General features: G+C 36.9%; 11 protein-coding genes. All 11 read left to right on the top strand.

Annotation, left to right across the window (positions count from 1 at the left end):
* Positions 1-71: 71 nt before the first annotated feature.
* Positions 72-650, top strand: coding sequence for a CDP-diacylglycerol--glycerol-3-phosphate 3-phosphatidyltransferase (gene pgsA / locus KQI49_RS07670; protein WP_216487783.1), 579 nt, complete (start codon positions 72-74; stop codon positions 648-650).
* On the top strand, positions 650-1,900 hold the full coding sequence (locus tag KQI49_RS07665) for a competence/damage-inducible protein A (protein ID WP_216487782.1): 1,251 nt from the start codon (positions 650-652) through the stop codon (positions 1,898-1,900). The genes pgsA and KQI49_RS07665 overlap by 1 nt, the downstream gene beginning before the upstream one ends.
* A 161-nt stretch (positions 1,901-2,061) precedes the next feature.
* Positions 2,062-3,105, top strand: coding sequence for a recombinase RecA (gene recA, locus KQI49_RS07660; protein ID WP_216487781.1), 1,044 nt, complete (start codon positions 2,062-2,064; stop codon positions 3,103-3,105).
* A 313-nt stretch (positions 3,106-3,418) separates the two neighbouring features.
* Complete coding sequence (gene rny / locus KQI49_RS07655) at positions 3,419-4,984, top strand: ribonuclease Y (RefSeq protein ID WP_216487780.1); 1,566 nt, start codon at positions 3,419-3,421, stop codon at positions 4,982-4,984.
* 409 nt (positions 4,985-5,393) lie between these two features.
* On the top strand, positions 5,394-6,191 hold the full coding sequence (locus tag KQI49_RS07650) for a TIGR00282 family metallophosphoesterase (protein ID WP_216487779.1): 798 nt from the start codon (positions 5,394-5,396) through the stop codon (positions 6,189-6,191).
* A gap of 248 nt (positions 6,192-6,439) precedes the next feature.
* Complete coding sequence (locus KQI49_RS07645; RefSeq protein WP_026906194.1) at positions 6,440-6,700, top strand: stage V sporulation protein S; 261 nt, start codon at positions 6,440-6,442, stop codon at positions 6,698-6,700.
* A gap of 164 nt (positions 6,701-6,864) precedes the next feature.
* A complete protein-coding gene (fdhF, locus tag KQI49_RS07640) occupies positions 6,865-9,810 on the top strand; it encodes a formate dehydrogenase subunit alpha (protein WP_216487778.1) in 2,946 nt (981 codons plus the stop codon).
* Positions 9,803-10,270 (top strand): helical membrane plugin domain-containing protein, encoded by a 468-nt coding sequence (locus KQI49_RS07635; protein ID WP_216487777.1) that lies wholly within the window; start codon positions 9,803-9,805, stop codon positions 10,268-10,270. The genes fdhF and KQI49_RS07635 overlap by 8 nt, the downstream gene beginning before the upstream one ends.
* Before the next feature lie 178 nt (positions 10,271-10,448).
* Positions 10,449-12,017 (top strand): tRNA (N6-isopentenyl adenosine(37)-C2)-methylthiotransferase MiaB, encoded by a 1,569-nt coding sequence (gene miaB / locus KQI49_RS07630; protein WP_216487776.1) that lies wholly within the window; start codon positions 10,449-10,451, stop codon positions 12,015-12,017.
* 1 nt (position 12,018) lies between these two features.
* Positions 12,019-12,447 (top strand): YlbF/YmcA family competence regulator, encoded by a 429-nt coding sequence (locus KQI49_RS07625; protein ID WP_216487775.1) that lies wholly within the window; start codon positions 12,019-12,021, stop codon positions 12,445-12,447.
* A gap of 198 nt (positions 12,448-12,645) precedes the next feature.
* Positions 12,646-13,215: an outer spore coat protein CotE gene (gene cotE, locus KQI49_RS07620; protein WP_216487774.1), complete on the top strand. Its 570-nt coding sequence runs from the start codon at positions 12,646-12,648 to the stop codon at positions 13,213-13,215.
* Positions 13,216-13,324 lie beyond the last annotated feature (109 nt).

Here is a 13,324-nt window from a genome sequence, read left to right as displayed (position 1 = left end):
ATAAAGCCCTTCCCTTTATAGATTGGGAAGGGCTTTATACCTTAAAAGCTAACCAATGGAGGATGAAATTAATGAATATACCAAACAAAATCACTTTAGCACGCATTTTATTAATCCCTATTTTTATTATTTTAATGAGTGTTCCATTCAATTGGGGCTTATTAGATATAGGAGAGGCTGAATTGAGCATCGCTCATTTACTTGGCGCCCTACTTTTCATCATTGCAGCTGCAACGGATTGGGTTGATGGTTTTTATGCACGCAAATACAATTTAATTACAAATTTAGGAAAGTTTTTAGATCCCCTTGCCGATAAACTTTTAGTTTCAGCCGCTTTGATTTTATTAGTTGAACTGGGTTTAGCGCCTGCTTGGGTTGTTATTCTAATAATTAGTCGAGAGTTTGCTGTAACGGGTCTTAGGTTAGTGGCGGCAGGAGATGGTCTTGTGCTGGCAGCGAGTAAATTAGGGAAAATTAAAACAGTAACACAGATTGTAGCTACGGCTGCCCTGTTACTCCATAATTTCCCTTTCTCATTCATAGGGTTCCCCTTTGCTACTATGATGTTGTATATTGCTCTCTTCTTTACAGTTTTATCTGGTTATGATTATTTTGTTAAAAACTGGCATGTGATGAAAGAGGCAAATTAATGAAAAATATAAATGCGGAAATTATTGCCGTGGGGACCGAACTATTATTGGGACAAATCGCTAACACCAATGCACAATGGATCTCTCAACAATTAGCCAATGAGGGAATTAATGTATTGTACCATGGTGTTGTCGGTGATAATATTAATCGGGTTCAGGAATCGTTTAAGCAAGCAGGAGATCGATCAGACGTCATCATTATTACAGGAGGTTTAGGGCCAACCGATGATGATTTAACGAGAGAAGCATTTCAGCAAATCAGTCAGTTGAACTTAATTGAGGATCATTCCTCACTAAATAAGGTTGTTGATTATTTTAAACAACAAGGCACGGATATGACAAGTAATAATCGAAAGCAAGCACGTGTCTTTGAAAAGGCACAAATCCTTGAAAATAAAACCGGAATGGCTCCGGGAATGATCGTACACTTTTTAAATAAAGTGTGGATCTTCTTACCTGGTGTTCCAACAGAAATGAAGCAAATGATACAAGATGATGTGATCCCTTATTTAAGAAACTTATATGGACAGGATGTTATTATTAAATCAAAAATATTACGTTTTATTGGTATAGGTGAAGCAAAACTTGAAGATGAGCTAAAACATTTAATTCGAAACCAGACCAATCCTACTATTGCCCTCTTAGCTCAAAATGACGGTATTATAGCACGCCTCACGGTTAAAGCTGAAACTGATAAGCAAGCAAATGACTTGCTACTTGATGTTGAAGAAAAAATTGAATCAAAAGTTGGGCAATATTTTATTGGAACAGGATACCAGACTATAGAGAATAAAGTTGTTTCTATGTTAAAAGAGAAAAAAATAACAGTTGCCGCTGCTGAAAGCCTAACTGGTGGGATGTTTACTGAAAAAATTATCAATATTTCGGGTGCTTCACAAGTTTGTCCGGGTGGGATTATAGCTTATAGCCCACAAATAAAAGTCAATGTCCTTGGCGTGTCTTCGGATATAATCGAATCAAAGGGAACAGTTAGCTCTGAATGTGCTACTGAAATGGCATTGCAAGTGAGAGAGCTTTTACAAACTCAAATTGGTATGAGTTTTACAGGGGTTGCAGGCCCCGACGAAAGTGAGGGACATAAGCCAGGAACATTTTATGTAGGGTTATCCTCTGCCTGTGGAAAGATAATGTCTGAGAAATACACTATCCATGGTAACAGGGAAACCATTAGAAGAAAAGCGGTCATAAAGGGATTGGAAATTCTTTATCACTTTCTTAAAAAGCTATAATAAGAATCATTTGATAAAGTAAAACAATTAAACACATACTTGAAAATAGAATTTTCAAGTTTAAAAACTCACTAAAACAAGGGGAACGTTTATTCTGTTTTTCTTGGCAAAAAGGATAAAACAATGTATGATGTAAATAGGAATAAAAGGAGGTAGTTTCATTGAGTGATAGAAAACAAGCTTTAGACATGGCTTTAAGACAAATAGAGAAACAATTTGGTAAAGGTTCAATTATGAAATTAGGCGAGAATGAGATACAGAAAATTGCTACAATCCCCAGTGGATCATTGGCTTTAGATGTAGCACTTGGAATTGGCGGGTATCCAAGGGGGCGTGTCATTGAAATTTATGGTCCTGAATCCTCAGGAAAAACGACTGTTGCTCTCCACGCGATAGCTGAAGCGCAAAAACAAGGTGGTCAAGCAGCATTTATTGACGCAGAACATGCGCTTGACCCTACGTACGCAAGAGCTCTTGGTGTTAATATAGAGGAATTGCTTTTATCTCAGCCTGATACAGGTGAGCAAGCATTAGAAATAGCTGAGGCACTTGTTCGTAGTGGTGCTGTGGACATTATTGCAGTTGATTCAGTAGCAGCATTAGTACCAAAAGCTGAAATTGAAGGTGAAATGGGAGATGCCCATGTTGGTCTGCAGGCAAGATTAATGTCACAAGCACTCAGAAAACTGTCGGGTGCCATTAATAAATCAAATACAACAGCTATTTTCATTAACCAGATCCGTGAAAAAGTTGGAGTTATGTTTGGTAATCCTGAAACAACGCCAGGTGGACGTGCCCTTAAATTCTATTCATCTGTTAGATTAGAAGTACGCCGTGCGGAAACGTTAAAACAAGGTAATGATATGGTAGGAAATAGAGCAAGGATTAAAGTAGTAAAAAACAAAGTAGCGCCACCATTTAAACAAGCAGAAGTTGATATTATGTATGGAGAGGGCATTTCTAAAGAGGGTGAAATTCTCGATATTGGCTCTGACCTTGATATCGTTACAAAAAGTGGAGCATGGTATTCTTATAATAAAGAAAGATTGGGACAGGGCCGAGAAAATGCTAAGCAATTTTTAAAAGAAAATCCAGATATGATGGACGAGATTCATCAAGCTATCAGAATGCACTATAATTTAGATGACGAAGGTAAAGAAGAAAAAGAGTCAGATGAAGTGGGTCAAGAAAGCTTAGATGTATAATTTGAAACAAAGTCTCTTACTTTGAATTAGTAAGGGATTTTTTTATATTATAATAAATTTTTCGATTAAATTACAAAATTAAGTAAGGTTGTAGAAAACATCTGACAGTATAGTATTGTTATAAGATATGTTGATAAAATGATAAAATAATCCGAAATGCTTGTGACGTTTCCTTGACAATAACTTGATAGACAATTAAAATTAAATTGTATAATTTTATATATTTATTATACATTACGTTATTTTATTCCTTGAATATGGTAATGCCGACAATAATGTATTTAACAATTTTATAGCAATGGGAGGTGAAAATATGGACAATCCTTTAATCATCTCCATTTTGCTTGCCCTAGTCCTACTCGTCGGTATTGTTGTTGGTTATTTGATTCGTAAATCTATTGCGGAAGCTAAGATTTCTAGTGCAGAAACACTAGCTAAACAAATAGTTGATGAAGCAAATCGAAATGCAGAAGCCGCTAAGAAAGAGGCACTTCTAGAGGCGAAGGAAGAGAACCACAAACTTCGTCAGCAGGCTGAAAATGAATTGCGCGAACATAGAAATGAAGTACAAACACAAGAGAATCGCCTGATACAAAAAGAAGAAAATCTGGATAGAAGGAGTGAGACGCTTGATAAGCGTGAACTCTTGTTAGAGAAACGAGAACATTCTCTAGCAGAACAACAACAACAAATTGAAGAAATGGAAAGCAAAGTGGAAGCTATGTTAAATGAGCAGCAAACCGAGCTTGAGCGCATTTCGGGATACACTACTGACCAGGCACGCCAAGTCATTTTAGACCGGATTGAAAAAGATTTAGCACATGAATCAGCGCTTATGATAAAAGAAGTAGAAAATCGTACGAAAGAAGACGCTGATAAGAAAGCTAAAAATATTCTTTCCCTTGCTATACAGCGTTGTGCTGCAGACCACGTTGCTGAGACAACTGTTTCGGTTGTTAACTTACCAAATGATGAAATGAAAGGACGGATTATTGGTAGGGAAGGCAGAAACATTCGGACGCTAGAGACGTTAACTGGTATTGATTTGATTATTGATGATACGCCTGAAGCTGTAATATTATCTGGATTTGATCCAATTCGTAGGGAAATTGCTCGAATTGCCCTTGAACGACTTGTACAAGATGGAAGAATCCACCCTGCAAGGATTGAAGAAATGGTAGATAAGGCCAGACGGGATGTTGATGAACATATTCGAGAAATTGGTGAAGAGACGACATTTGAAGTCAATGTTCACGGGTTACATCCTGATTTAATTAAAATACTTGGACGTCTAAAGTATCGTACTAGCTATGGTCAAAATGTGTTAAAGCACTCCACAGAAGTAGCTTATCTTGCCGGATTATTAGCTGCGGAACTCGGAGAAGATATATCATTAGCAAGAAGAGCTGGTTTACTTCATGACATCGGAAAAGCAATAGATCATGAAGTTGAAGGAAGTCATGTTGAAATTGGTAAAGAATTAGCTATGAAATATAAAGAACATGAAGTAGTGATCAACTCTATCGCCTCACATCATGGAGACGAAGAGCCTACTTCAATCATTTCTGTATTAGTCGCAGCAGCGGATGCCTTATCAGCAGCTCGCCCTGGTGCAAGAAGTGAAACATTGGAAAATTATATTAGAAGATTAGAAAAGCTTGAAGAAATTTCGGAGTCATTCACAGGCGTGGAAAAGTCATTTGCAATTCAAGCAGGTAGAGAGATTCGCATAATGGTTAAACCAGATGAAATTGATGATCTTGAATCTGTACGCATTGCGAGAGATATTCGAAAACAAATTGAAAGTGAACTTGATTATCCAGGCCATATCAAAGTTACCGTTATAAGAGAAACGAGATCGGTTGAGTATGCTAAATAAAAAGATAAAAGCAATGTAACCATTGCTTTTATCTTTTTTCTTTGCGATCTAGGAGACTATAATATTAAAACTCCTGTGGATAACATTATGTTGAATTGGCTACGTATAGCGCAGGCGCCCAGCAACTAGCAGGCTAGATAGCTGGCATTAAAGTACTAGCAATGCTTTTTGATGGACGAGTAATGCAATTTCAAACTTCGAATTTCTTTCTACGATATGTCGAACTCGAATCGCTTTGCTCTAAGGTTCACCTTTATCTTGTTAAGTCTTCTCTAACTTGTACGTTGCTAAACAGGTGCTTTCGCTTTTGTTCCTTATGTTTTGACTTTATATATAGATTGTGAAAAACTAGAAATATTAATAGGTAACCGCTTCCGTGTTAGCTAGAGTGTAAAGGATGAATTTTAATATGAAAATACTATTTTTAGGTGATGTTGTCGGTGCACCTGGAAGAAAAATGGTTCGAGAATATTTACCTAAACTAAAAGAAAAATATAAACCAAATTTGACAATTATAAATGGTGAGAATTCAGCCGGTGGTAAAGGAATCACCAAGAAAATCTATAAACAACTTTTAGAATCTGGAGCAGATGTAATTACGATGGGTAACCATACGTGGGACAAAAAGGAGATTTTTGAATTTATAGATGAAGCAAAAAATATGGTTCGACCAGCCAATTTTCCTGAAAATAATCCAGGAAAAGGAATGACCTTTATTAATATAAATAATACGGAAGTCGCAGTTATTAATCTGCAAGGACGCACCTTTCTTCCCCCTTCAGATGATCCTTTTAAAAAATTTGACTCATTAATTAAAGAAGCAAAGAAACGGACTAATATTATCTTTGTGGATTTCCATGGAGAGGCAACCAGTGAAAAGCAGGCTTTTGGATGGTATGTGGATGGGTTAGTTAGCAGTGTTGTAGGAACCCATACCCATACACAGACTGCTGATGATCGTATTTTACCTAAAGGGACAGCTTATATAACTGATGTGGGGATGACTGGCCCTTATGATAGCATCTTAGGGATGGACAGGAATGTGGTAATCAATCGCTTTTTGAATGGATTACCGGCACGTTTTGAAGTAGATGAAAAAGGTAGAAATCAATTAAACGGGGTATTCATTACAATAGACCCAAAAAGTGGTAAATCCACAAAGATTGAGCGGATAATAATTAATGATGACCATCCATTTTTATTATAAATAACGGTAGAGTCCAGTAAAAATGATTTTATAATGTTGCAAGTGTTGCCATAGAGATGCCATAGAGATGGGATGTGTATGTGAAACCCTATGCCTTATATAAAAACATCCTTCATAGCAAACAATAAGTTTCTTTTCTGAGTATTTGAATTTTTATTTTATCTCCTGCATAATAAAGGTAATAAGCAATCGCCCTAAAGAATATAGTTATTATAGAACTACATTAGGAAATGAAGGAGGTACTAGGAGTGGATATATTAAAAGTTTCAGCGAAGTCAAATCCAAATTCAGTAGCAGGAGCACTTGCAAATGTTTTACGTGAACGAGGTACAGCAGAAATACAAGCTATTGGGGCAGGAGCATTAAACCAAGCAGTGAAGGCTGTAGCAATTGCACGCGGGTTTGTAGCACCGAGTGGAGTTGATTTAATTTGTATCCCGGCATTTACTGATATTATGATTGATAATGAAGAGCGGACGGCGATTAAATTAATTGTGGAACCAAGATAAAATTGAATACTTAATTGAGACATCATAGAATTTATAACCTTCCTTACAACTAGGAAGGTTTTTCCTTTATTAAGAAAAGTTAGTTTTAAAGTAGCTAAAGACGGGTACTTATCTTTAAAAATGAGGTTAGTTAGGTAACTATTAGGGATAAAGGAGGATTTAGATTGGATGAACATATAGTTGTTACAATTAATGGAAAGGAGTATTTAGCGTCACCAGGACAAAACCTGCTCGATTTAATTAATTCAGCAGATCTTTCTATTCCGCAAATTTGTTATAACGAAGCTTTAGGTCCAATTCAAACATGTGATACATGCATGGTTGAAGTAGATGGGGAGATTGTAAGGGCTTGCGGTACAAAGGTTCAAGCTACTATGGAAGTCAATACGAATTTTGAACCAGTCCATGATGCTCAAAAAGAAGCTTTGGATAGAATATTAGAGAAGCATGAACTATACTGCACAGTATGTGATTACAATAATGGGGACTGTGAGATACATAACACAGTTGCAGAATTCGGACTTGAACACCAATCACGCCCATTTAAACCAAAACCTTATGAAATTGATAACTCAAGCTCTTTTTATAGATATGACCCTGATCAGTGTATCTTGTGTGGACGCTGTGTTGAAGTCTGCCAAGATGTTCAGGTGAATGAAACACTATTGATAGACTGGGACAGGGAACAGCCAAGAGTCATTTGGGACAATGATGTTCCAATTGATCAGTCTTCTTGTGTTAGCTGTGGTCAATGTGTAACAGTTTGCCCGTGTAATGCTTTGATGGAGACATCAATGGTAGGGGAAGCGGGATATATGTCAGATCATAAACCTGGATTACTTAGATCAATGATTGATGTCACCAAAAAGGCTGAAACCGGTTACGGCCCTTTATTTGCAGTTTCAGATACAGAAGCTGCAATGAGAGAAGAACGAATCGAAAAAACAAAAACAGTCTGTACTTATTGCGGTGTGGGTTGTACCTTTGATGTGTGGACAAAAGATAGGGAAATATTAAAAATACAACCACAGAAAGATTCACCTGCAAACGGTATTTCAACTTGTGTGAAAGGAAAGTTCGGCTGGGATTATGTTAATTCGGAAGAGCGCTTAACGAAGCCACTCATTAGAAAAGACGACACTTTCGTTGAGGTTGAGTGGGAAGAAGCATTAAATTATGTAGCTAGTAAATTCAATGAGATTAAAGAGGAAAATGGTTCAGATTCACTTGGCTTTATTGCCTCTTCTAAAGCCACAAATGAAGAATCTTATCTTATGCAAAAATTTGCGAGACAAGTTATCGGCACGAATAATATAGATAATTGTTCACGTTACTGTCAGACCCCAGCTACAAAAGGGTTATTTAGAACTGTAGGACACGGTGGAGATTCCGGGTCAATTGATGATATCGCTGAAGCAGATTTAGTTATCACTATAGGTTCAAATACAGCAGAATCTCATCCCGTATTAGCTTCTCGGATAAAGCGTTCTCAGAAGTTATTCGGACAGAAGCTTTATGTATTTGACCTTCGTAAACATGAAATGGGTGATCGTGCTGATCGGTTTTACTCACCTAAAAGTGGTACAGACCTAGTGTGGTTATCAGCAGTTACGAAATATATCATTGACCAAGGTTGGGAAGACCGTGCGTTTATTGATAAATGGGTCAATGGATTTGATGATTATAAAAAAAGTCTAGAAAAGTTCACGCTCACATATGCTGAAGATATGACAGGAATCTCTCAAGGTGATCTTAAGCAAGTAGCCGAACAAATAGCGAATGTTGATAAAGTTGCAATTTGCTGGGCAATGGGTGTCACACAGCATACTCTTGGGGCGGACACAAGTACAGCTATCTCCAACTTATTATTAATCACAGGAAATTATATGCGTCATGGTACAGGCGCTTATCCATTGAGAGGTCATAATAACGTACAAGGTGCTAGTGATTTTGGAAGCATGCCAAACTACTTCCCGGGCTATGAGATGGTTAGTGATGATAATGCTCGCAAGCGTTATGAAAAAGCATGGAATGTTGATATTTCAAGTGAAGCTGGAAAAGACAATCATGAAATGATCGGTGCTATTCACGAAGGTAAACTTAAATCACTTTATCTCAAAGGTGAAGACATTGGCATTGTTGATTCCAATATCAACTATGTTACAGCCGCACTTGAAAAATTGGATTTCTTTGTTGTACAGGATTTATTCTTAACACATACAGCCGAATTTGCAGACGTTGTTCTACCAGCTGTGCCTAGCTTAGAGAAGGATGGAACCTTTGTGAACACGGAAAGAAGAATTCAAAGACTTTATAAAGTTTTAGATCCTGTAGGTGAATCGAAACCGGATTGGCAAATCATTAAGGAATTAGCAAACACGATGGGACATGACTGGAGTTACTCTCACCCTTCTGAAATTATGGCTGAAAGTGCTGATCTTGCTCCATTATTCGCGGGGGTAGATTATACTTTATTGGAAGGGTATAACAGCTTACAATGGCCTGTTGAGGAAGATGGTACAGATACTCCATTACTATTCGAGGGTGGTTTCCCATTTGAGGATGAGAAGGCTAAACTGTTTTCTCTTGATTTTGAACTAGTGTATGATACAGACGGAGAGTATGATTTACATGTCAATAACGGTCGTGTTTTGGAACACTTCCATGAAGGGAATATGACGTTCAAATCACCGGGTTTAATTCGAGAAATGCCTACATCCTTCATAGAAATTTCTCCTGAATTGGCTAAAGAACGGGGAGTTCAAGAAGGGGCAGAAGTTAAACTGATCTCAAAAGCTGGTGAAGCACATGGTGTTGTCCATGTGACAGAACGTGTTACCGGAAAAGAATTGTACGTCCCTCTTAATGCGGTAGGTAAGTCGGCTGTTAACTATCTTACGGATAATAGCGTAGATAAGGATACAAATACTCCTGCATTTAAAGAAGTTGCGGTTAAAATGGAAGTTATTACTAAGAAAGGGAAAAGCCCATTGCCATCTCATAATCACCGCAGGGGAAATAGACAACCGCAGATTAGTGTGCAAGTTGAGAAAAAATGGGAGAGAGATGATTATACTTTCCCAGGAAGTAGGGTGAAACAAGATGGCTAAGCAAATAACAAGTATAAAGAGGATTCAAGTTTCTGAGCAAGAAATAAAGAAAAGAAATTTAAAGGAAGTAGAAAGTGCGGTAAGTGATAATAAAGAAGCAATTTTAAAAGGTATCAACTTACTCGCTACGATTAATGAAAATAGAACGTTAGACTTTTTAAATGCTCTAGTAAAAAAGAAGGAAGTTGGACTAGAGAATATAATGCAAGAACTAAACAAGGAACAATATGCCTCAATACTAGAAAATGCTGGAGATTTATTATTCTTGATAGGTGATTTAGATTTTCAGCGTTTTAAAGAAATAACCAGTAGGGTCAATGTAGGTATGGAAGAAGCCCTTGCGACAGATGAAGATGAAAAGATATCTTACACAAAGATGATTAAAGCATTAAAAGAACCGGAAATTAACCGTAGTATTGCAATGCTCCTCACATTTATGCGAGGTATGGGAAAAGAATAGGATTGAATAAAATGACTGTTCCGATCAACGGAACAGTCGTTTTGTTATTCTCTTAACAAAAACTTAACAAACTAAGGCTCCTTTTTGATAATAAGCTTGTAATGTTATTTTGTAAGGTTTATACTTTAATAATGTATATCTATGTTTACTTTCATAGTTAAAGAAAGGAGATTATTAAATGAACGAAGAGCAACGTAAAGAACAAGCACAAATTAATCAGGTAGATGCCGCGGACAGAAAATCCGGTCAGGACAAACCACTTCATGAAAAAACAAGTGCTGACTTCGCCAAATATTTTGAAACGACTTATCAGCCGCCTAATATAAATAAAGCAAGAAAACGTGGACGGGAAGAAGTAGACGTTCATTATGATTTTGATATCCCTGAAGATATGAAATCTATCGGAGAAGGAAAGAAATTTTTAATACGTACATATGGTTGTCAAATGAACGAGCATGATACTGAGGTTATGGCTGGGATCCTAACAGAGATGGGGTATGAGTCGACAGATGATACAAATAAAGCAGATATCATTCTGTTAAACACTTGTGCTATTAGAGAAAACGCAGAAAACAAAGTCTTTGGTGAAATTGGACATCTTAAACCTCTGAAATTAGAAAATCCCGATCTAATTTTAGGTGTATGTGGCTGTATGTCTCAGCAAGAATCAGTTGTCAATCGAATCATGCAAAAGCATCAACATGTCGATTTAATATTCGGTACTCATAATATTCACCGTTTACCACATCTTGTCAAAGAAGCAATGTTTTCAAAAGCTAATGTGGTCGAAGTGTGGTCAAAAGAAGGGGATATTATTGAGAACCTTCCTAAAGTCCGTCGAGGTAAGGTTAAAGCTTGGGTTAATATTATGTATGGTTGCGATAAGTTTTGTACTTACTGTATTGTTCCAATGACACGTGGGAAAGAAAGAAGCCGTCTTCCAGAAGATATTATTCAAGAAGTAAGACATCTTGCAGCCAGTGGTTATAAAGAAATTACATTACTAGGTCAAAATGTTAATGCTTACGGTAAAGATTTTGAAGACACGGAGTACGGTCTTGGTGATTTAATGGAAGATCTCAGTAAAATAGATATCCCGCGAATTAGATTCACCACCTCACACCCACGTGATTTTGATGATCGTTTAATTGAAGTACTTGCAAAAGGTGGAAACCTACTCGATCATATTCACTTGCCAGTTCAATCTGGAAGTAGCGAGGTGCTTCGTAAAATGAATCGTAAGTATACAAGAGAAAGCTATTTAGAGCTCGTCCGTAAAATTAAAAAAGCTATGCCTAATGCCACATTAACTACGGATATCATTGTTGGTTTTCCGAATGAGACAGACGAGCAATTTGAAGAAACAATGACCCTAATGGAAGAGGTTGGTTTTGAGGCGGCTTACACTTTCATATACTCACCAAGAGAAGGGACACCAGCTGCAGCTCGAAAAGATGATGTTCCAATGGAAGTGAAGAAACAACGACTATATCGTCTAAATGAATTGGTGAATAAGCAATCTGCTGAAGCGATGAAGGCCTACCAAGGTGAGACGGTAAAAGTATTGGTGGAAGGAGAAAGTAAGAAAGATCCGGATGTCTTAGCTGGATACACTGAACGAAATAAACTTGTTAACTTTAAAGGACCAAAATCCGCAATTGGTGAAATTGTAAATGTAAAAATTACTGATGCGAAAACATGGTCCCTGGATGGAGTAATGGTAGAGAATACTGTTGAGGTGAATTAACATGACTGAATATACTAGAAAAGAAATATTAGATGAAGCAAAACACTTAGCATCAATGTTGGCTAGCACGCCTGAAATTGATCGCTTTAAACAAGTAGAAGCTAAGATAAACGAGAATCAAAAAGTACAGCATTTGGTGACAAGAATCAAAGCTCTGCAAAAGCAGGCTGTAAACTTACAGGCTTATGGGAAAAAAGAAGCTTTAAATAAGGTGGAAATTGAAATAGATCGTGTTCAAAGCGAAATTGATGCGATACCAGTTGTTCAAGAATTTAAAGAAACTCAAATTGTTGTAAATGATATTTTACAACTAGTCACTGGAACAATTGCCAGGGAAGTGACCACGAATGTGATTGAATCAACTGGTGGCGATGTACTAGCTGGTGAAACAGGTTCAAAACGAAAAAGCACACCATCGTGTGATCATTAATTTTTAACCCAAGGGAATAAAATTTTCCTTGGGTTTTTTATTTTTTCACGATTTTCCACTGCAACATCTATATTGGAAGTATTTATTTTAAAATAGATGTTTAACTTATTCTTTGCCTACAATTTCTTCTCATTATTATTCACTTTAGGTATTTGCCTTGCATAAACTGACTATGAAAAGAAGGAGGTAGGCGTATTTATGAGTTTTCTAGAAAAAGATTATCGTGAAATAATTACTAAAGCGGTTTGCGGAAAAGGGAAAAAGTTTACCGAGGCAACCCATACTATTTCGCCTTCACATAAACCTACAAGTATACTAGGGTGCTGGGTGATCAATCATTTATATAACGCCAAGAAAAAATCAAAAGACACAGTTGAGGTTAACGGAAGCTACGACATTAATATTTGGTATTCATATAACGATAACACCAAAACGGAAGTTGTTACAGAAAGAGTAACATATCGTGATGAAGTGCCGCTTGCTGTAAAAGATGAGCATTCTTTAAATGATGATTATGATGTGATTTGTAAGGTGTTGCAGCAGCCAAATTGCTTAGAATGTAATATTAGCAAAAAAGGGCATAAAATCAATGTAGAAGTTGAACGTGAGTTTCTGGTTCAAATCATTGGCGAAACTAGAATTTTTGTGAGAGTAGACCCTGAAGGATATGCAAGTATTGACGATGAAGATGACTGGCATTTAAAAGTTACCGATGATGAATTATCTGATGTCAACCCGAACATCTTAAGTTCTAGATCAAAAGACTAATTGACTTACGAGAGTAATTTCTCTCGTAAGTTTTTTCTTTAAGTATTAAAATGGATGTGGATGGATGATTCGACCGTTTTTTTCATAATATGATATAATACAATGATAA

It is taken from the genome of Virgibacillus sp. MSJ-26 (assembly GCF_018918075.1).
Classification (GTDB): Bacteria; Bacillota; Bacilli; order Bacillales; family Amphibacillaceae; genus MSJ-26.
This window is presented reverse-complemented; position numbering and strand designations above follow the sequence as displayed.

What these genes read in the sequence shown, in the direction of transcription:
- pgsA (WP_216487783.1), top strand. Translation starts at nt 72, where the DNA reads ATGAATATACCAAACAAAATCACTTTAGCACGCATTTTATTAATCCCT.
- KQI49_RS07665 (WP_216487782.1), top strand. Translation starts at nt 650, where the DNA reads ATGAAAAATATAAATGCGGAAATTATTGCCGTGGGGACCGAACTATTA.
- rny (WP_216487780.1), top strand. Translation starts at nt 3,419, where the DNA reads ATGGACAATCCTTTAATCATCTCCATTTTGCTTGCCCTAGTCCTACTC.
- KQI49_RS07650 (WP_216487779.1), top strand. Translation starts at nt 5,394, where the DNA reads ATGAAAATACTATTTTTAGGTGATGTTGTCGGTGCACCTGGAAGAAAA.
- KQI49_RS07635 (WP_216487777.1), top strand. Translation starts at nt 9,803, where the DNA reads ATGGCTAAGCAAATAACAAGTATAAAGAGGATTCAAGTTTCTGAGCAA.
- miaB (WP_216487776.1), top strand. Translation starts at nt 10,449, where the DNA reads ATGAACGAAGAGCAACGTAAAGAACAAGCACAAATTAATCAGGTAGAT.
- KQI49_RS07625 (WP_216487775.1), top strand. Translation starts at nt 12,019, where the DNA reads ATGACTGAATATACTAGAAAAGAAATATTAGATGAAGCAAAACACTTA.
- cotE (WP_216487774.1), top strand. Translation starts at nt 12,646, where the DNA reads ATGAGTTTTCTAGAAAAAGATTATCGTGAAATAATTACTAAAGCGGTT.